Below are 18,473 nucleotides of genomic sequence, written 5' to 3'. Positions count from 1 at the left end.
GACACCTCAGAATGACCACGACCAACACCCCCAAGCCGGCCCGCGTGCGCAAATCCGGCCGCCGCAGCCCACTTGCCAGTGTCGCCCTGATCGCCATCGGACTGCTCTTCACCGGCGGCGCCTATGCGCTGTTCAGCACGAGCACCGCGAGCGCCCAGACCGATGCCTCGTCTCAGCAGACCATCGGAGAAGGTCAGAAGCTGTTCGCGAGCAACTGCGCCACCTGCCACGGCCTCGGCGCCGCCGGAACCGGATCCGGGCCCAGCCTCATCGGTGTCGGTGCGGCCTCCGTCGACTTCCAGGTCGGCACCGGCCGGATGCCCATGCAGATGGACGGTCCTCAGGCAGAGAAGAAGGCCGTCTCGTTCACGGAAGAACAGATCGCAGCCCTCGCCGCCTACGTCGCCTCCCTCGCCCCCGGACCGGCCGTCCCCGATGCGCGCTACCTCGACGCACAGGGCGACTCCGCGAAGGGCGCAGAGCTCTTCCGCATCAACTGCGCCATGTGCCACAACGTCGCGGGCGCCGGAGGTGCCCTCACCCAGGGCAAGTTCGCCCCCGCTCTCGACGGCGTGTCCGCCCAGCACATCTACGAGGCCATGATCACGGGGCCGCAGAGCATGCCGGTCTTCAACGACATGAACATCTCCCCGGAGAGCAAGCGCGACATCATCACCTACCTCAAGTACCTCGAGAACAACCCGTCCCCGGGCGGCTACGCCCTCGGCTCGCTCGGCCCCGTTTCCGAAGGACTGTTCCTCTGGATCTTCGGACTCGGCGCGATCGTCGGGTTGACGGTGTGGATCACCGCGAAATCGAACTGACCCGCATCCGAACAGGGCGCGGAATCAGAAGCATGCAGCAGACACACCTGCTCGGCACACAACTGCACGACACACAGCAGACAAAGGAGCACAATGGCCACGGACGATAACAGCGGGAAGGACCTCACCGCTGCTGACTCCGGCGCCGGGCACAACCCCGCAAACGCCGGCACGGCCGTTGTCGTGCGCGACGCCGTGGACAACCCTGGATTCCCGCCGCACCGCCCCCGCGTCACCGACCTGAACCCGAGCGCCGAACGCCGTGCCGAGCGCACGGTCTACACGCTCTTCTACCTGTCGATCGTCGGCAGCGTCTTTGCGATCGCCGCGTACATGGCGTTCCCGATCGTGGACACCGACCCGGGTTCCGTGCGGCTGAACAACCTCTTCATTGGCCTCGGCCTCGCCCTCGCGCTGCTGGCGATCGGCATCGGCGCCGTCCACTGGGGCAAGGCGCTGATGAGCGACCACGAAGGCATCGACGTCAGGCACCCTGTCCGCGGCTCGGAGGAGACCAGGGCACGGGCCGTCGAGATCTTCGCCGAGGCAAACGAGGAGTCCGGGATCGGACGCCGCAGCCTCATCCGCAACAGCCTGATCGGTGCGCTCATCGCCTTCCCCCTTCCCGCGGTCGTTCTCTTCCGCGGCCTCGGTCCGATGAACGAGAACCCCTCTGAGTTGCTCACCCACACGATGTGGACGAAGGGGACCCGCCTGGCGATCGACCCGACGGGTACGCCGATCAAGGCGTCCGACGTCACCCTCGGCTCCGCCTTCCACGTCATTCCGGAAGGTCTGCAGGACCTCCCGAGCGGTCGCCTGGAAGAGAAGGCCAAGGCCGCCGTCCTGCTGATGCGGCTCAAGCCCGAGGACCTCAACGAGCTCCCCGAGCGTGCAGGCTGGTCGTACGACGGCATCGTCGCGTACTCCAAGATCTGCACCCATGTCGGCTGCCCCGTGGCCCTCTACGAACAGCAGACCCACCACCTGCTCTGCCCGTGCCACCAGTCACAGTTCGACGTGTCGAACCACTGCGAGGTCATCTTCGGACCGGCCAAGCGGCCGCTCCCCCAGCTGCCCATCGCGGTAGACTCTGAGGGCTACCTCATTGCGCAGAGCGATTTCACTGAACCCGTCGGACCGAGTTTCTGGGAGCGGCATTGAGTATCACGAAAACGACCACAGGCGTGGTCGAGACGACGAAGAGCAACGGCGGCTTCACGGGCGCGGCGGCGAATTACATCGACGAGCGCACGAGCATCTCCACCGCGGTGAAGGAACTCGGCCGGAAGATCTTCCCCGACCACTGGTCCTTCCTCCTCGGTGAGGTCGCCCTCTACAGTTTCGTCATCATCCTGCTGTCCGGGACGTTCCTGACGTTCTTCTTCAGCGCCTCGATGGCCCCCGTCCACTACGAGGGCTCCTACGTGCCGCTCAAGGGCGTCGAAATGTCCGCGGCGATGTCCTCATCGCTCAACATTTCCTTCGACATCCGCGGCGGCCTCCTGATGCGCCAGGTGCACCACTGGGCGGCACTGCTGTTCGTGGCGTCGATCGGCCTGCACATGCTCCGGATCTACTTCACGGGCGCGTTCCGCAAGCCCCGCGAACTCAACTGGGTCATCGGCTTCATCCTCTTCATCCTCGCGATGGCCGAGGGCTTCACCGGCTACTCCCTCCCCGACGACCTGCTGTCCGGCAACGGCCTGCGCATCATCGACGGAATGGTCAAGGGGATCCCGCTGGTCGGAACCTGGATCTCCTTCCTCCTCTTCGGCGGAGAGTTCCCCGGCGAGGCGATCGTAGGACGGCTGTACTCGCTGCACATCCTGCTGCTGCCGGCCATCATCATCGCCCTCATCGCAATGCACCTGCTCTTCGTCGTCGTGCACAAGCACACCCAGTACCCCGGTGCCGGGCGTACGAACCAGAACGTCGTCGGCTACCCGGTGCTGCCGGTGTACGCCGCCAAGGCCGGTGGATTCTTCTTCATCGTCTTCGGCGTCGTGATGTTGATGGCTTCGCTGTTCACGATCAACCCGATCTGGAACTACGGTCCCTATGACCCCTCCCCGGTCTCGGCCGGCACCCAGCCCGACTGGTACATCGGCTTTGCCGATGGGGCGCTGCGCCTGATTCCGCCGGGGCTCGAGTTCGTCTGGCTCGACCGCACCTGGTCGTTCAACATCCTGATTCCTCTGGTCAGCCTCGGACTCTTCATCCTCGTCGTGCTGATCTACCCGTTCATCGAGGCCTGGGTGACCGGGGACAAGCGCGAGCACCACATCCTCGACCGTCCGCGTAACGCTCCGACCCGCACCGCGATCGGCGCCGCCGGCGTCACCTTCTACGCCGCGCTGTGGTCGACCGCATCCTCGGACATCATCGCCACGCACTTCCACGTGACGATGGAGGGCGTCATCCACGCCTGCCAGTTCGCCACGATCGTCGGACCATTCATCGCGTTCTTCGTCGCCAAACGGGTCTGCCTCGCACTCCAGAAGAAGGATCGCGAGATCGTCCTGCACGGCTACGAGTCGGGCCGGATCGTGCGTCTGCCCGGTGGCGAGTACATCGAGGTGCACCAGCCCGTCGACGAGTACGAGCGCTGGAAGCTCGTGAGCTATTCCGACTACAAGCCCCTGATGATCCGCCCGAACGACCAGGGCAGGATCACGGCCGGCCAGCGCGTGCGCGGCGGACTCTCCCGCTGGTTCTTCGAAGATCGGATCGTTCCGGTCACCACGACGGAACTCGAGCAGAGCCACGGGGATCACCACTAACAAGCGGTCCCACCTTCACCACAACACAACATGAACAGATCGGGCATCGATGTCCCTCCAGACCTTGTCGGAGTGGCTTCGGTGCCCGAACTGTTTCTCGCCTCTCACACCCGCGGGCGACCTCGTGCTGCGATGCTCCGCGGGGCACTCGTTCGACGCCAACCGGCGCGGCTATGTGTCGCTTCTGAGCGGTCGCAGCCATGTGGTGGGTGACAGCGCCGCAATGCTCGATGCGCGTACGGCCTTCCTCGAGGCGGGCTGGTACGCAGACCTGCGGAGTGCCGTCATGACGCTCGTCGCTCCGGAGAGTCCCGATCGGGTCCTCGACATCGGCTGTGGCACCGGGTATTACCTCCGCGGAGTGACCGAAGCCTGCCCGGCCGCCGGATTCCTCGGAATGGACCTCTCCCCCGTCGCCGTCGCCCGCACCGTGGCCGCCGCCCGCGCTGCCTCACGACCCGGACATGCTGCCGTCGCAGACGAGAGGCTCCCGGACCCGCCCCTCGTGGACGGACTCGTCGCCGACGTGTGGACCGACCTTCCGGTCCGGACGGGCATCGCCGACGTGCTCCTGAACGTCTTCGCCCCCCGCAATCCCCCGGAGTTCTATCGTGTGCTCCGGGACGACGGTCTCCTCGCGGTCGTCGTGCCCCACGACGACCATCTCCGTGAGCTTCGTGACGCGGGCCTGGCCCTCGACATCCCGCCGAACAAGGCGGAAGACCTCCGTGTCGCCCTGGGGCCCTGGTTCGCACTCGAGGCCCGCATCGGGGTCTCCGGCCGTCACTACCTCGGCGCGGACGAGGTTGCCGCGCTGATCGGGATGGGTCCCTCAGCCCACCACACGGGGACGGAGACGGTCGCGGACCGCTGGCCCGCCAGGAACCCGGTGACGTTCTCCTTCAACGTGCTCGGCTTCCGTCGCCGCGCCGTGCCCGCTCTCCCCCGTCAACGCGAAAGCGGGTGAATCGCCGGTCTCAGAAGTTGAGACCGACGATTCACCCGCTTTCGCGAACCAGGATGCTTAGCGCGCGAAGTTTCCGCGGTAGTACTCGTACACCCAGCCGATGAGACAGATCACGCCGACGCCGAGCGCGATGATCGAGATCCAGAAGCCGATCGCCAGGCCGAGGAACAGCAACGCCGCACTCGCGGCAAGAAGGATCGGCCACCAGCTCCACGGGCTGAAGAAGCCGACCTCGGGGTCGCCGTCATCGACGTTCGCGTCGAGGCGGTCCTCCGGGAGCTCCCCGCCCTGGGCGCCGTGCACCCGGGAGAGGTAGAACGCGACGAAACTCACGAACACCGAGCTCAGCGCGAGGGCGAAGGTTCCCGCCCATTCGATGCTGTGCTGGTGCGGGTCGACGAGGCCCCAGATGATGTACGCGACCGTTACGAGGGCGAAGAAGCCCGCGAGCAGCCAGAGCAGGTTGGTGTTTGCCCTCATTTATTTGACCTCGTTCGTTCCGGCGTCGTAGACAGGTGCATCGGGACCATCCTTGCCCGGTCCGATTCCGACCGGCATGGCGACCTCGGGGTGGTTGAGGTCGAAAGCAGGGCGCTCCGAGCGGATGCGCGGAATCGACGTGAAGTTGTGCCGCGGCGGCGGGCACGACGTGGCCCACTCGAGGGATGCTCCGAAGCCCCACGGGTCGTTCACCGTGACCTTCGGCGCCTTGCGGGCCGTGATGTACACGTTCAGGAAGAACGGGATCATCGAGACCGCGAGGATCATCGAGCCGATGGTGGAGAGCTGGTTCATCCAGGTGAAGCCGTCCTCCGGAGAGTACGAGGCGTAACGACGCGGCATGCCGACGACGCCGAGCCAGTGCTGCACAAGGAAGGTGGTGTGGAACCCGATGAACAGGAACCAGAAGTGCCACTTGCCGAGGCTCTCGTTGAGCATCTTGCCCGTCCACTTCGGCCACCAGAAGTAGAAGCCGCTGAACATGGCGAACACGACGGTGCCGAAGATGACGTAGTGGAAGTGCGCCACGACGAAATAGGTGTCCGAGACGTGGAAGTCGAGTGGCGGCGAGGCGAGGATGACGCCGGTCAGCCCGCCGAAGGTGAAGGTGACCAGGAAGCCGAGCGCCCACAGCATCGGCGTCTCGAAGGTCAGCGACCCTCGCCACATCGTGCCGATCCAGTTGAAGATCTTCACACCCGTCGGAACGGCGATGAGCATCGTCATGAGCGAGAAGAACGGCAGCAGCACCGAACCGGTTACGTACATGTGGTGGGCCCAGACCGCGACCGACAGGGCGGCGATCGAAATGGTCGCGTAGATCAGCGTCTTGTACCCGAAGATCGGCTTGCGGCTGAAGACCGGGAACACCTCGGAGACGATGCCGAAGAACGGCAGCGCGATGATGTACACCTCGGGGTGGCCGAAGAACCAGAACAGGTGCTGCCAGAGGATGGCGCCACCGTTGGCCGGATCGTAGATGTGCGAGAGGAAGATGCGGTCAGAGGCCGCGGCGAGCAGCGCTGCGGCGAGCACCGGGAAGGCCATCAGTACCAGCAACGACGTGACGAGCGTGTTCCAGGTGAAGATCGGCATGCGGAACATGGTCATGCCGGGGGCGCGCATCGTGATGATGGTCGTGATGAAGTTGACCGCTCCGAGGATGGTTCCGAACCCGGACAGTCCCAGGCCGACCATCCAGAGGTTTCCTCCGACGCCGGGTGAGAACGTCGTACTAGCAAGCGGTTGGTAGGCGAACCAACCGAAGGATGCCGCTCCCTGTGGGGTGAGGAACCCGCCGACGGCGATGAGGCTGCCGAAGAAGAAGGCCCAGAACGAGAAGGCGTTGAGGCGGGGGAAGGCGACGTCGGGGGCGCCGATCTGCAGCGGCATCAGCGAGTTCGCGAAACCGAAGAACAACGGTGTCGCGAACATCAGCAGCATGATCGTGCCGTGCATCGTGAACAGCTGGTTGTACTGCTCCTTGGTCTGAACGACTTCGAGGCCTGGCTCGAAAAGCTGGGCGCGGATGACGAGCGCCATCACACCGGCGAGGCAGAAGTAGACGAACGAGGTGATGAGGTACATGTACCCGATCACCTTGTGGTCGGTGGAGGTGATCCAGCGAACGAGGACGTTGCCCTTGCGCTCGACGCCCGTCGGACGACGCGGGGCGGTCGGGGCGGCCGGCGTCGCGGCTGCTGCGGGTGCGGTTGTGGTCATGGCCTACTTGCCTTCCTCTGCCGCCGGGGCGGACGTGCCCGGAAGATTCTGGTTGCGGTTGTACCCGTTGTCGAGCTGTCCGGTGTTGCCGGCCGTCTTGAGCGAGGCGGTGTATGCCTCGTAGTCGGCCTCAGACACGACCTTGACGTTGAAGAGCATGAGCGAGTGGTACTCACCGCAGAGCTCTGCGCACTTGCCGGAGTAGGTGCCGATCCGCTCGGGGATGACCGACATGTAGTTGGTCTTGCCGGGGATCATGTCCTTCTTGTAGAGGAAGTCGATGACCCAGAAGGAGTGGATGACGTCACGGGACTCGAGCGCCAGTTCGATCTTCTTGCCCACCGGGAGGACGAGAGTCGGCAATTCGGATTCGACGAGCGAACCCTTGGGGCCGTCGAGGTTCGGCTGGCCCTGGATGCCCGCGGAGTAGACGTCCTCGTTGACGTAGTTGAAGTCCCAGGCCCACTGCTTGCCGATGACTTCGATCTTCACGTCCGGAGAGTCGAACCGTGCCTCGATCGCGGCCTGGTCCCTCGCGGTGAATGCGAAGAAGCCGATGACGAGGATGAGGGGGACGATCGTGTAGAAGATCTCGATCGGCATGTTGTACCGCAGCTGCACCGGGAGTCCGGTCTGGCCCTTGCGGCGCCGGTAGACGACCACGGCCCAGATCGTCAGGCCCCAGGTGATCAGGCCGACGACCAGCAGCACGATCCAGGATGTCGTCCAGAGACCGGCTACGCGGTCGGTCTGGTTCGTCACCGCCGGTTCGCCCTCGACGAAGCCGGGCAGGAAGCCGTGGAGCCTGGGCTTGGGTGCACCCCGCTAGAACAATGACCAACGACGCTGCGATCGGAATTGCAGCCCATCGGAGACGGTGGTTTTTGCGCACCAGTAACCTTTCGGGGAGTCTCGACATCACTTCATCGGAAGTGCCTCTGTGTGAATGACAGCCTACTGCGCGGGATGAGCTCCGGGGTGCAGCGCAGGCGCTGATCCGGTAACGAATCCACGCCAAGATGCCGGGCGGCCCGCCCGGCATCCTACGTATTCCCTAGCTGAACGAGTCGCCACAGGCGCAGCTTGCCGCCCGCGTTGGGGTTGTCGATGGTGAAACCCTGCTTCTGGATGGTGTCCTCGAAGTCGATGGAGGCGCCGTCCAGGTACGGGACGCTCATCTTGTCGACAACGACCTCGACGCCGTCGAAATCGACGAGTGCGTCACCGTCGAGCACACGCTCGTCGAAGTAGAGCTGGTAGATAAGGCCGGAACAGCCGCCGGGCTGGACGGCGACGCGGAGGCGCAGGTCCTCGCGGCCTTCCTGGGCGAGCAGGCTTCGTACCTTCAGTGCTGCGGCCTCGCTCAGGCCCACTCCGTGGGCGGCGGTGCTGGTTGTGATGGTGTCGGTCATGACGCTCCTTGCGCTGTGCTCGAATTCTGACAGATTCTACCTGCAGCAACGGTGAGACCGCCGCAGTAATTCCCGCTTGGCGGCCTTCGGCCGCTGACCCGGGCGGATGCGCTCACCGGTCGGCCGGAGTCCCCGTGCGGCGGTTGAGCCGGTCGAGCAGGAAGGCCTCGGCGAGGACCGCCCGTTTGAACACGCCCAGGTGCAGGGACTCGTTGGGGCTGTGCGCCCGGGAATCGGGGTCTTCGACGCCCGTGACGAGGATCTGGGCCTCCGGGAACACCCGGACGAGGTCCGAGATGAACGGAATGGAGCCGCCGATGCCGACGTTGACGGGGGGCTTGCCCCAGGCATCCGTCATCGCCCCGAGGGCGAGGGGCACGGCCCAGCCGCTGTCGTCGACGAGGAACGCCTCGCCGGTGTCGACGTCGTCGATCGTGATGGTCGCCCCATACGGAACGTGGGCGCGCAGGTGTGCCTCGAGGGCTCGGTAGGCCTCGACAGCGGGCTGGCCGGGAGCGATCCGGGTGCTCAGCCGCACGCTCACGACCGGGGACAGGGTGTTCGAGGCGTTCGCGACGCTCGGCGCGTCGATGCCCGTGATCGTGATGGCCGGCTGCGACCAGAGCCTGCTGAGCAGCGGGCCGTGGCCGATGGGCGTGGCACCGTCGAGGAGCCCGGTCTCCAGACGCAGTTGTTCCTCGGTGTATTCGGGAGTCGGGACGTCCCGGCTTGTGAGCCCGTCGACGGCCACGGAGCCGTCTTCCGCGTAGAGGCTCGCGAGGAGGCGCACGGTGGCCATCATGGCGTCCGGTACCGCTCCCCCGTACATGCCGGAGTGGGACGCATGTTCGAGGGTGCGGACGGTCAGGCGGAAGGTGACGTTGCCGCGCAGGGCGACCGTGAGGGCGGGGGTGTCCACATCCCAGTTGTTCGAGTCGGCGACGACGATGACGTCAGCGCGGAGCGACTCCCGGTTGTCCTCGAGGAATGCCGCGAATGAGCGACTGCCGAATTCCTCCTCGCCCTCGATGAACACGGCGATTCCGAGGTCGAAGTCGGGACCGGCGGTCTCGGCCAGTGCCCGGATCGACGCGACGTGTGCCATCACGCCTGCCTTGTCATCCGCGGCTCCCCGGCCGTAGAGCCGATCTCCGCGGACGGTCGGCTCGAACGGAGTGGATTCCCAGTCGATGTCGTGGCCGGGGGGCTGCACGTCGTGGTGGGCGTAAAGCAGGACGGTGGGACGGCCGTTGCGGGCCGGCCGGTGCGCGAGGACGGCAGGCTGGCCCAGTTCGGCGGTGCCGGGAATTCCGGAACGGGTCACGACGACCTCGTCGAAGACGTTGAGCCCGCGGACCAGGTCGGCGACGGCCTCCGCGCTTTCCGCCACCCTGGCCGGATCGAACGCGTCCCAGGACACGGACGGGATGCGGACGAGGGCACACAGGTCGGCGATCGTGGCGGGAAGGGCGGCCTCGACGGCGGCGCGCACGGGCGCATCCGCGATCCCGGCTTCGGGTGCAGTATCTGGAGTAACGGTCATCAGGTAATCTTAATCCAACTAATTGCAAGGAACTGATGTGGCCAAGCCAGTGAACCCAGACGCACAATCGCCGATTGAATCGATCGACGAGACGAGGGCGCGCCTCGCCGCCGCCCACCCTGCCGGCCACCCGGAAGGAAAAGGCCAGCCGACGCCGAGCCGTAAGGAGCAGGAGGCCGCCAACCGGCGCCCCCTCGTGCCGGACGACCGCAAGCTCGCCGCACGCCAGGCACGTGCCAAGTCCGCGGAGACCCGCGACAGGGCCAGGATCGGCATGGCCGCAGGTGAGGACAAGTTCCTCCCCGTCCGCGAGCGCGGCCCGCAGAAGCGCTTCGTGCGCGACTACGTGGACGCCCGCGTGAACATCGGCGAGTTCATGATCCCGGTCATGTTCCTCGTCATCTTGCTCACCTTCTTCCCCGACCGCAACGTGCAGACCTACGGGATCCTCGCCCTCTGGGCCTTCTTCCTGATCGCCGTCGTGGACTGCGTCCTGCTCGGCTTCACCCTGACCCGCAAGGTCAAGGCGAAGTTCGGCGACGCCAAGGCGGAACGCGTGCGCTGGTACGCGGCGATGCGCGCCCTCCAGCTGCGAGCGATGCGGCTTCCGAAGCCCCAGGTCAAGCGCGGCCAGTACCCCGCCTGAGCCTCCTTCTGCCCTTCCTCAGGCCCGTTCCCCTCGGGGGGCGGGCCTGACGCGTTCCCCGGCGGATGCCGCGGCTACGCTCCGAACGCACCGTCGCGGATCACTGGGACGCGCAGTTCCTCATCCGTGAGCGAACCGTGCTGGCCGATCATCGACCTGGCCGACTGGTTCGGCTCGCGGGAGTCATAGTATGCCACGGCCTTCCGTGCTGCGACGATCACGTCACCGATCCTCGGCAGGACCTCGTCGTCGACGCTGCCGAACAGTCCGGCCGTGACGGCCTCCGCACGCGTGAAGATCCAGGCCCGCTCGCCCTCGACCTCGCGCCAGGTCTCCGCCAGCGCGGTCGCTGCCTCCGATCCGGACCCTGCGGCCTCCCCGGCGGTCTCGTCGAGGTACAGGTAGAGGCAGCGCGGGTCTCCCCCGATGTGCCGCACCGGGGCGACGAGTTCGGGAACGCTGTCGAAGAGCACGTGTTTCGTGGCGGGAACGTCGAGGACACCGTGGTCGGCGGTGACGATGAGCCCCTCGTCCCGGCGTAGTCCGGCAGCGAAGCGTCCCGCCGCGGAGTCGAGGGCTTCGAGGGCCGCGAGCCATTTCGCGGACTCCCAGCCGTGCGCGTGCGCGGCAACGTCGAGTTCGGGCACGTACAGGTAGACGAGGGCGCGCGGCTCGGCATCGAGCAGGGCGCGGGCCGCCGCGAACCGATCGGCGATGCCCTCCGCCGGCACGTAGCGGGCGCCGCGGAGGGACGCCAGGGTGAAGCCGGAGTGGGCGTACCGCTTCGGGCCGATGGTGAAGCTCGGCACACCGTCGTCGGTGGCGCGCTCGAAGACGGTACGGGTCCGCTGCCAGGTGTCCGGCGGCATCCGGTCGTCCCAGCCGCTCAGCTGGTTGACGACCCTGTCGTTGGCGGCGTCGAGGGCCCGGTAGCCGACGAGACCGTGCCGGCCGGGTTCGACCCCGGTGGTCAGGCTGGTGATCGCGGCGGCGGTCGTGGCGGGGAAGACGGTGTCGACGACCCCGGCCCTGGTCAGTTTCGAGGTGAGGTAGCGCGCATGGCCGGCCCTGGCCCGCAGCGAGCTGACACCGAGGCCGTCGACGAGCACGACGACGGCCTTGTCGACGGCAGCGAGGTGGAGTGCATTCTCCCGGCCGAGGACCGCCGAGAGGCAACTTGACAGGACGTCGGCAAGGCGCAGCGCACTGAATTGGCGGGCCGGTAGCATGGGGGGCATTGGGTCAAGTCTGTCACGGACCGGGCCCTGCACTGGCGCGCAGCCTGCGCGCCCACCCGATCGTGCCGCTGGTCCTGCCACCGGAGCACCCCAAGCAGAATTCACGAATGAGCCGCACACCCGCTACCCCGCCCGCAGCTTTCACCGAACGCATCGAGGACGTCGACGTCTCGACGGAGATGCAGGGATCGTTCCTGGAGTACGCGTACTCGGTGATCTACTCCCGTGCCCTCCCGGACGCGAGGGACGGCCTCAAGCCCGTGCAGCGCCGGATCCTCTACCAGATGGCCGAGATGGGCCTGCGTCCGGACAAGGGCCACGTGAAGTCGGCGCGCGTCGTCGGCGAGGTGATGGGGAAGCTGCACCCGCACGGCGACACCGCCATCTACGACGCGCTCGTGCGGATGGCCCAGGCCTTCACCCTCCGCGTGCCCCTCATCGACGGCCACGGCAACTTCGGTTCCCTCGACGACGGCCCCGCCGCACCGCGGTACACCGAGGCGCGCCTCGCAGCCCCCGCCCTCGCGATGACGGAGAACCTCGACGAAGACGTCGTCGACTTCGTCCCGAACTACGACAACCAGCTGACCCAGCCGGACGTGCTCCCCGCCGCGTACCCGAACCTGCTCGTCAACGGGGCAGCGGGCATCGCCGTCGGAATGGCGACCAACATGGCGCCGCACAACCTCATCGAAGTCGTCGGCGCGGCCCGGCACCTGCTCGCCCACCCCGACGCGACGCTCGACGAGCCTGATGGAATACGTGCCGGGTCCCGACCTGCCGACCGGGGGCACGATCGTCGGCCTCGCCGGGATCAAGGACGCCTACCTCACGGGCCGCGGCAGTTTCAAGACTCGCGCAAAGGTCTCCGTCGAGGCCATCACGGCCCGGAAATCGGGCCTGGTCGTCACCGAACTCCCCTATCTCGTCGGCCCGGAGCGGGTCATCGAAAAGATCAAGGACGGCGTCACGTCCAAGAAGCTCAGCGGCATCTCCGACGTCACGGACCTCACCGACCGCACCCATGGCTTGCGGCTCGTGATCGGCATCAAGACCGGCTTCAGCCCCCTGGCCGTTCTGGAGCAGCTCTACCGGTACACCCCCCTCGAAGACTCCTTCAACATCAACGCGGTCGCCCTCGTGGACGGCGGACCGCAGACCCTCGGCCTGCGCGAGCTCCTCTCCGTCTACGTCGGCCACCGGATCGAGGTCGTCACCCGGCGCAGCGCCTACCGCCTGGCCAGGCGCAAGGAACGACTGCACCTCGTCGAGGGCCTTCTCGTCGCCATCGTCGACATCGACGAGGTCATCCAGGTGATCCGCACGAGCGACGACACCGAGCAGGCCCGCACGCGCCTGATCGACGTCTTCTGAGCCTGAGCCAGATCCAGGCCGAGTACATCCTCGAACTCCGGCTGCGCCGCCTCACCCGTTTCTCCCAGATCGAGGCTCGAGGCCGAACGCGACCAGGCTCCTCGCCGAGATCGCCCTCCTGGAAAAGCTGCTCGGGAGCAAGCAGGCCATCCGCACCCTCGTCTCCGACGAGCTCGCCGCCGTCGCCGAGAAGTTCGGCACGCCCCGCCGCACCCTCCTCACCGAGGCGAAGCCGAGCATCGCCGGCGCCGTCGCCAAACGCAACGCCCCGGTGCTCGAACTCACCGACACGCCGACCCGGGTCTACCTGAGTGCGACCGGCCGCATCGCCAGGGTCGACCTCGCCGCCATCGGGCCCGCCGATGACAACCCCTTCGATCTCGATCCGCTCCACACTGAGACCGCCCAGACCGAGACCGGTGATGCGGCATCCGCGCCCCGCACCAGGACCGTGCCGACCCAGCGCCGCAGCAAGCACGACGCCGTTCTCGGGACCCTCGACACGACGAGCCGCGCCGAGGTCGGCGCCGTCACGAGCCGCGGCAGGCTCATCCGGTTCACACCGGTCGACCTGCCGGTCATGCCTCCCACGTCCATCCAGCTCGGGGCAGGCGTACGCGTGGCCGACTACCTGGGCCTGACCGACCGGTCCGAGACGGTGCTCGCGCTCGTGTCCCTCGAGTCCGACCGCTCCATCGCACTCGGAACGGCGTTCGGGACCGTCAAGCGCGTCGTCGCCGGCGACTGGGCCAACCGACCGGACTTCGAGATCATCCAGCTCAAGCCGAAGGACGCCGTGATCGGCGCCGTGCAGGGCGCGGAGGACGACGAACTCATCTTCGTCACGTCCGACGCCCAGGCTCCTGCGCTTCCCGGCGGCGTCGGTGCGGCCGCAGGGTCGGCTCGCCGGCGGCATGGCCGGGATCAAGCTCGCGGCGGATGCGCGGGCCGTGTTCTTCACGAGCCTGCCGGCCGACGACGCGGAGACCGCCGTCGTCGCGACCGTCGCCGCGTCCAGCCACACCCTCGCCGGCACAGACCCGGGCAGCGCCAAGGTCTCCGAGTTCACCGAATTCCCCGCGAAGGGGCGCGCGACGTCCGGCGTCCGCGCCCATCGCTTCCTCAAGGGAGAGGACGCCATCGCGGTCGCCTGGGTCGGTCCGATGCCGGCCCGTGCGGTCGGTCCGGATGGATCGCCGCGCACCCTTCCGGAGACGGGGGCACGGCGCGATGCCTCTGGAACGATGCTCGAAGCCCTGATCGGCACGATCGGTGCCCGGATCGCCTGATCCCGCCCGTCGGTCCGGGCGGCCCCGGCGGTCTGAGCGTTCCGCCCGCCCGGCTCTCCCGGCTCTCCCGGCTACAGTGTTCGGATGACTACACTTCCCGGCTCTGTCGTCCTCGTCGTCGGCGCGACGGGCGGCCTCGGCCGCGAAATCGCCAGGCAGCTCTCCGCCGCCGGCGCGACGCTCGTCCTGGCCGGGCGTGACGCGGCCAGGCTCGAAGCCCTCGGGATCCCCGGCACCATCGTCACGGGCGACCTGACCGACGCTCCGGCCGTCGACGCCCTCGTCGCGCGCGCAGTCCTGGCCAACGGAGGGCTCGACGGCGTCGTCAACGCGGCGGGTGTCGTCGCGTTCGGGCCGGCCCGAACGCTCACGGACGCCACCCTCGAGGAACTCTTCACCGTCAACGCGCTCGCGCCCATCCGGCTTCTCCGCGCCGCGACGGACAGCCTCGCGGCATCCGCGGCCGCCGGAAGGGAACCCTTCTTCGTGACTCTCAGCGGCGTCGTGAGCGAGAGCCCGACCGCCGGCCTCGCTGCATACTCGGCCTCCAAGGCCGCCCTCGCCGCATTCGGCCAGGCCGCAGGGCGAGAACTTCGGCGCAGCGGCATCCGCGTGATGGACGCCCGCCCAGGCCACACCGAAACAGGTCTCGCCGACCACCCGATCTCAGGCGTCGCGCCCGCCTTCCCTGCCGGTCTCCACCCAGGGGACGTCGCGGCGCGGATCGTCGCCGCCATCGCCGCCGGGGAGCGCGACCTGCCCAGTTCCGCGTTCGCCCCACCCGCCTGAGCGCCGCAGACCGGCGTTCGCTAGATCGTCGACCAGCCGCCGTCGGACATCAGGACGGCGCCGTTGACGTTGGGTGAGTCCTCGCTCAGCAACCAGCAAATGGACGCGGCGAGTTCCTCCGGCTCCGCGGGGGCCGGAATGGTCGTCTGCATGATCGGTCCCAGGCGCTCAGCGGCCCACGCGGAGAGGAACGGAGCCTCGATGTTCGTCTTGACCGCGCCGGGAGCGACCGCGTTGCACCGCACCCCCTTCGGCCCGTAGAACAGCGCAGTGCTCTTGGTCAGTCCGATCACGGCATGCTTGGACGCACTGTACGTCGTGCCGGACGCCCCGGCGCGGATGCCCGCCTCGCTTGCGATGTTCACGATTCGCCCGAAACCGGCCGAGACCATGCCGGGAAGCACGGCGCGCATCAGCCGCATCTGCGACGTCACGTTGACCCGGAAGACCCGGTCCCAGACCTCATCGGTGATCTCGGCGGTCGGCAGGAACGAGTCCATGATCCCGGCATTGTTGACCAGCCCGTCGACCGTGGGGCCCGCGGCCAGGAAGAGCGCGTCGACGTCAGCCTGCAGGCTCACGTCGCCGGTCACGCCGACGAGCCGATCGCTTCCGCCATCCTCCTGCAGCACGGCGAGTCGCTCGGCGGAGATGTCGGCGGCGATGACCCGGGCGCCCTCACTGAGGAGCCGGAGCGCCGTCGCCCTTCCGATGCCGCTGCCCGCCCCGGTCACGATGATGGTCCGGCCGCTGAATCGTGCCGGCTGGAACGGTGCCTGGTCCGCCTGAGTGTTCATCTGTTGCGCCCTCCGCCTGTGCCGGCGCCAATGCCGGCAGTGTGCGGTGACCATATCACCGCAGATCAGGCATTACACGTCGATGCGGTCCCTGCTGAGCTTGTCAGAGCTGTCGATGATGAACTCCTTGCGCGGGGCGACGTCGTTGCCCATCAGGAGTTCGAAGACCTTGCCGGCCTGCTCGGCATCGGCGACCCGCACGCGGCGGAGCATCCGGTGCGATCTCTCCATCGTCGTCGTCGCCAGCTGGTCCGCGTCCATCTCGCCGAGCCCCTTGTACCGCTGGATCGGATCCTGGTACCGCTTGCCGCTCTTCTTCAGGGCCGCGAGCACGCTGTGCAGTTCGGGCTCCGAGTAGGTGTAGATGGTCTCATTGGGCTTCGAGCCCGGGTTCATCACGACCACCCTGTGCAGGGGCGGCACTGCGGCGAACACCCGCCCCTCGGTGATCATCGGGCGCATGTACCGGAAGAACAGGGTCAGCAGCAGGGTGCGGATGTGAGCGCCGTCGACATCCGCATCGCTCATGATGATGACCTTGCCGTAGCGCGCCGCCGAGAGGTCGAAGCTGCGGCCGGAGCCGGCGCCGATCACCTGGATGATCGAGGCGCACTCGAGATTGGAGAGCATGTCGGCGACGGACGCCTTCTGCACGTTCAGGATCTTTCCCCGGATGGGCAGAAGCGCCTGATGCTCGCTGTCGCGCGCAAGCTTGGCGGTGCCGAGCGCCGAGTCGCCCTCGACGATGAACAGCTCACTGTTGAGCACGTCGTTGCTGCGGCAGTCGACGAGCTTCGCGGGCAGCGAGGAGCTTTCCAGGGCGTTCTTGCGCCGCTGCGTCTCCTTGTGGGCGCGCGCGGAAATACGCGACTTCATCTCGGCGACGATCTTGTCGAGCAGCACGGCCGCCTGGGTCTTGTCGTCGCGCCGGGTCGAGACGAACCGTTCGTTCATCGCCTGCGCGACGACGTTCGCGACGATCGCGCGCACAGCCGGCGTTCCGAGGACCTCCTTCGTCTGTCCTTCGAACTGCGGCTCGGGCAGGCGCACGGTGAGCACGGCGGTGAGCCCTGCCATGACATCGTCCTTTTCCAGCTTGTCTGAGCCCATCTTGAGCCTGCGCGCGTTGAGACTCGACCTGCGCCCGGAGGAATTTGATCAGCCCGGCGTCGAAACCGGCCTGGTGGGTGCCGCCCTTGGGGGTCGCGATGATGTTCACAAAGCTGCGGACGATCGTGTCGTAGCCGGTCCCCCAGCGAAGCGCGATATCGACGGCGCAGTCCCTGACAAGTTCGGTCGGGACCATGGCACCCGTCGGCATCAACACCGGAACGGTCTCGGTGAATGTGCCGTGGCCGGTAAGGCGCCAGGTGTCCGTGATGGCGGCATCCGTTGAGAGGTGCTCGACGAATTCGGAGATGCCGCCCTCGAACCGGAACACCTCGACAACGGGCTCATCGCCGCGGCGATCGTCAATGGACAGGGCGAGCCCGGGAACGAGGAACGCCGTCTGCCGGGCCCGTTCGAGCAGTTCCTCGGTCTGGAACGTCGCGCCCTTGGTGAAGATCTGGCGGTCGGCCCAATAGCGGATGCGGGTTCCCGTGACACCGCGACGGACCTTGCCGATCACACGGAGTTCGCTCTGGTGCTCGAAGGGGGTGAAGGGTGCGTCCGGGCTCTTCTCCCCGGTGTCGGCGAACAGTCCGGGTTCACCGCGGTGGAACGACATCGCCCAGGTCTTGCCGTCCCTGTCGACCTCCACGTCGAGGCGCTCCGAGAGGGCGTTGACGACGGACGCGCCGACTCCGTGCAGGCCGCCCGATGCCGCATAGGAACCGCCGCCGAACTTGCCGCCGGCGTGCAGCTTGGTGAACACGACCTCGACGCCGGTCAGTCCTGTCTTCGGTTCGATGTCCACGGGGATACCGCGTGCAGTGTCGCTGACCTCGACGCTCGCGTCCGGGTGCAGCACGATATCGATCCCGGCACCGAAACCGCCGAGCGCCTCATCGACGGAGTTGTCGATGATCTCCCAGAGGCAGTGCATCAACCCCCGGGAGTCCGTCGAGCCGATGTACATCCCGGGGCGCTTGCGCACGGCCTCGAGGCCTTCGAGTACCGAGAGGTGGCGGGCGGAATAGTCAGAAGAACTCACCATCCCAAGAATACTGGCCGGGGACCGGGGACTCTGCACGTCCGGACGCTCGTGTCGCCGGCAGCGCCATGCCGCCGCCGCGGAACTGGGAGGGCAGGACGCCGTAGCGTGCGCGGAACCCGGCGCGAAGCTCGAAGGCCGAGGTGTACCCGGAACGTGTCGCGATGTCTGCGATCGTGAGCCCCGCCGTGCGCGGTGCGAGCAACAACTGTGCGGCCGACTCCGCGCGACACCGGCTGATCTCCGCCGCGACGGTGCTGCCCCCGCCTTCGAACGCCCGCTGCAGGTGCCGCAGGGACACCCCCAGCCTGCGCGGCCACGACGGACGGGCTGAGGTCCCGGTTCCGGTGCCGGGCCGCGATGTGGGCGACGGCGCGCATGCGCAGGCCCGCCCGGAGGTCGATGCTGTCCATAGCATACCCTTCGCCCTCCA

Annotated in this window: 12 protein-coding genes and 4 pseudogenes; 7 read left to right on the top strand and 9 right to left on the bottom strand. The window is 67.3% G+C overall.

The window, feature by feature from the left end:
* The first annotated feature begins 11 nt into the window (after window positions 1-11).
* The 4 genes from qcrC (at window position 12) to KIV56_RS02005 (ending at window position 4,574) form a co-directional block, all read left to right on the top strand.
* Window positions 12-824, top strand: coding sequence for a cytochrome bc1 complex diheme cytochrome c subunit (gene qcrC, locus KIV56_RS02020; protein ID WP_281534970.1), 813 nt, complete (start codon window positions 12-14; stop codon window positions 822-824).
* 93 nt (window positions 825-917) lie between these two features.
* On the top strand, window positions 918-1,988 hold the full coding sequence (gene qcrA, locus KIV56_RS02015) for a cytochrome bc1 complex Rieske iron-sulfur subunit (protein WP_281534969.1): 1,071 nt from the start codon (window positions 918-920) through the stop codon (window positions 1,986-1,988).
* Between the two features lie 23 nt (window positions 1,989-2,011).
* Window positions 2,012-3,607, top strand: a complete 1,596-nt coding sequence (gene qcrB / locus KIV56_RS02010) for a cytochrome bc1 complex cytochrome b subunit (RefSeq protein ID WP_281534968.1) — start codon at window positions 2,012-2,014, stop codon at window positions 3,605-3,607.
* A 49-nt stretch (window positions 3,608-3,656) separates the two neighbouring features.
* Window positions 3,657-4,574, top strand: a complete 918-nt coding sequence (locus tag KIV56_RS02005) for a putative RNA methyltransferase (RefSeq protein ID WP_432432592.1) — start codon at window positions 3,657-3,659, stop codon at window positions 4,572-4,574.
* Window positions 4,575-4,631: 57 nt separating this feature from the next.
* Here the strand turns inward: KIV56_RS02005 and ctaF are convergent, their stop codons facing one another.
* From ctaF to KIV56_RS01980, 5 genes and pseudogenes are all read right to left on the bottom strand, one after another.
* The gene (ctaF, locus tag KIV56_RS02000; protein WP_281534966.1) at window positions 4,632-5,054 is read right to left on the bottom strand and encodes an aa3-type cytochrome oxidase subunit IV; all 423 of its coding nucleotides are present in this window, start codon (window positions 5,052-5,054) and stop codon (window positions 4,632-4,634) included.
* Window positions 5,055-6,797 (bottom strand): aa3-type cytochrome oxidase subunit I, encoded by a 1,743-nt coding sequence (ctaD, locus tag KIV56_RS01995; RefSeq protein ID WP_281534965.1) that lies wholly within the window; start codon window positions 6,795-6,797, stop codon window positions 5,055-5,057.
* Between the two features lie 3 nt (window positions 6,798-6,800).
* Window positions 6,801-7,689, bottom strand: a pseudogene (gene ctaC, locus KIV56_RS01990) (aa3-type cytochrome oxidase subunit II).
* A gap of 162 nt (window positions 7,690-7,851) precedes the next feature.
* Window positions 7,852-8,209, bottom strand: a pseudogene (gene erpA, locus KIV56_RS01985) (iron-sulfur cluster insertion protein ErpA).
* Between the two features lie 112 nt (window positions 8,210-8,321).
* A complete protein-coding gene (locus tag KIV56_RS01980; protein WP_281534964.1) occupies window positions 8,322-9,752 on the bottom strand; it encodes a dipeptidase in 1,431 nt (476 codons plus the stop codon).
* Between the two features lie 37 nt (window positions 9,753-9,789).
* On the opposite strand from KIV56_RS01980, the gene KIV56_RS01975 reads away from it, so the two are divergent.
* Window positions 9,790-10,398, top strand: a complete 609-nt coding sequence (locus KIV56_RS01975) for a DUF3043 domain-containing protein (protein ID WP_281534963.1) — start codon at window positions 9,790-9,792, stop codon at window positions 10,396-10,398.
* A gap of 74 nt (window positions 10,399-10,472) precedes the next feature.
* Here the strand turns inward: KIV56_RS01975 and KIV56_RS01970 are convergent, their stop codons facing one another.
* Window positions 10,473-11,636, bottom strand: coding sequence for an alkaline phosphatase family protein (locus KIV56_RS01970; protein WP_281534962.1), 1,164 nt, complete (start codon window positions 11,634-11,636; stop codon window positions 10,473-10,475).
* Window positions 11,637-11,743: 107 nt separating this feature from the next.
* Between KIV56_RS01970 and KIV56_RS01965 the strand changes: the two are divergent.
* A pseudogene (locus tag KIV56_RS01965) lies at window positions 11,744-14,299 on the top strand (DNA gyrase/topoisomerase IV subunit A).
* 84 nt (window positions 14,300-14,383) lie between these two features.
* Entirely contained in the window at window positions 14,384-15,088 is a 705-nt protein-coding gene (locus KIV56_RS01960; protein WP_281534961.1) for an SDR family NAD(P)-dependent oxidoreductase, read from the top strand.
* 20 nt (window positions 15,089-15,108) lie between these two features.
* Here KIV56_RS01960 and KIV56_RS01955 read toward each other — a convergent pair whose 3' ends face one another.
* From KIV56_RS01955 to KIV56_RS20135, 3 genes and pseudogenes are all read right to left on the bottom strand, one after another.
* Window positions 15,109-15,885: an SDR family NAD(P)-dependent oxidoreductase gene (locus KIV56_RS01955; protein WP_281534960.1), complete on the bottom strand. Its 777-nt coding sequence runs from the start codon at window positions 15,883-15,885 to the stop codon at window positions 15,109-15,111.
* Between the two features lie 72 nt (window positions 15,886-15,957).
* Window positions 15,958-18,043: pseudogene (locus tag KIV56_RS01950) on the bottom strand (DNA gyrase/topoisomerase IV subunit B).
* Entirely contained in the window at window positions 18,027-18,458 is a 432-nt protein-coding gene (locus KIV56_RS20135) for a helix-turn-helix domain-containing protein (RefSeq protein WP_432432591.1), read from the bottom strand. The pseudogene KIV56_RS01950 and the gene KIV56_RS20135 overlap by 17 nt, the downstream one beginning before the upstream one ends.
* Between the last annotated feature and the right edge of the window lie 15 nt (window positions 18,459-18,473).

It is taken from the genome of Cryobacterium breve (assembly GCF_027594785.1).
GTDB classification, from domain to species: Bacteria; Actinomycetota; Actinomycetes; order Actinomycetales; family Microbacteriaceae; genus Cryobacterium; species Cryobacterium breve_A.
This window is presented reverse-complemented; position numbering and strand designations above follow the sequence as displayed.

Coding starts and splice junctions, on each gene's coding strand:
- qcrC (WP_281534970.1), top strand. CDS start 12: ATGACCACGACCAACACCCCCAAGCCGGCCCGCGTGCGCAAATCCGGC.
- qcrA (WP_281534969.1), top strand. CDS start 918: ATGGCCACGGACGATAACAGCGGGAAGGACCTCACCGCTGCTGACTCC.
- KIV56_RS02005 (WP_432432592.1), top strand. CDS start 3,657: ATGTCCCTCCAGACCTTGTCGGAGTGGCTTCGGTGCCCGAACTGTTTC.
- ctaF (WP_281534966.1), bottom strand. CDS start 5,054: ATGAGGGCAAACACCAACCTGCTCTGGCTGCTCGCGGGCTTCTTCGCC.
- ctaD (WP_281534965.1), bottom strand. CDS start 6,797: ATGACCACAACCGCACCCGCAGCAGCCGCGACGCCGGCCGCCCCGACC.
- KIV56_RS01980 (WP_281534964.1), bottom strand. CDS start 9,752: ATGACCGTTACTCCAGATACTGCACCCGAAGCCGGGATCGCGGATGCG.
- KIV56_RS01970 (WP_281534962.1), bottom strand. CDS start 11,636: ATGCCCCCCATGCTACCGGCCCGCCAATTCAGTGCGCTGCGCCTTGCC.
- KIV56_RS01960 (WP_281534961.1), top strand. CDS start 14,384: ATGACTACACTTCCCGGCTCTGTCGTCCTCGTCGTCGGCGCGACGGGC.
- KIV56_RS01955 (WP_281534960.1), bottom strand. CDS start 15,885: ATGAACACTCAGGCGGACCAGGCACCGTTCCAGCCGGCACGATTCAGC.
- KIV56_RS20135 (WP_432432591.1), bottom strand. CDS start 18,458: ATGCTATGGACAGCATCGACCTCCGGGCGGGCCTGCGCATGCGCGCCG.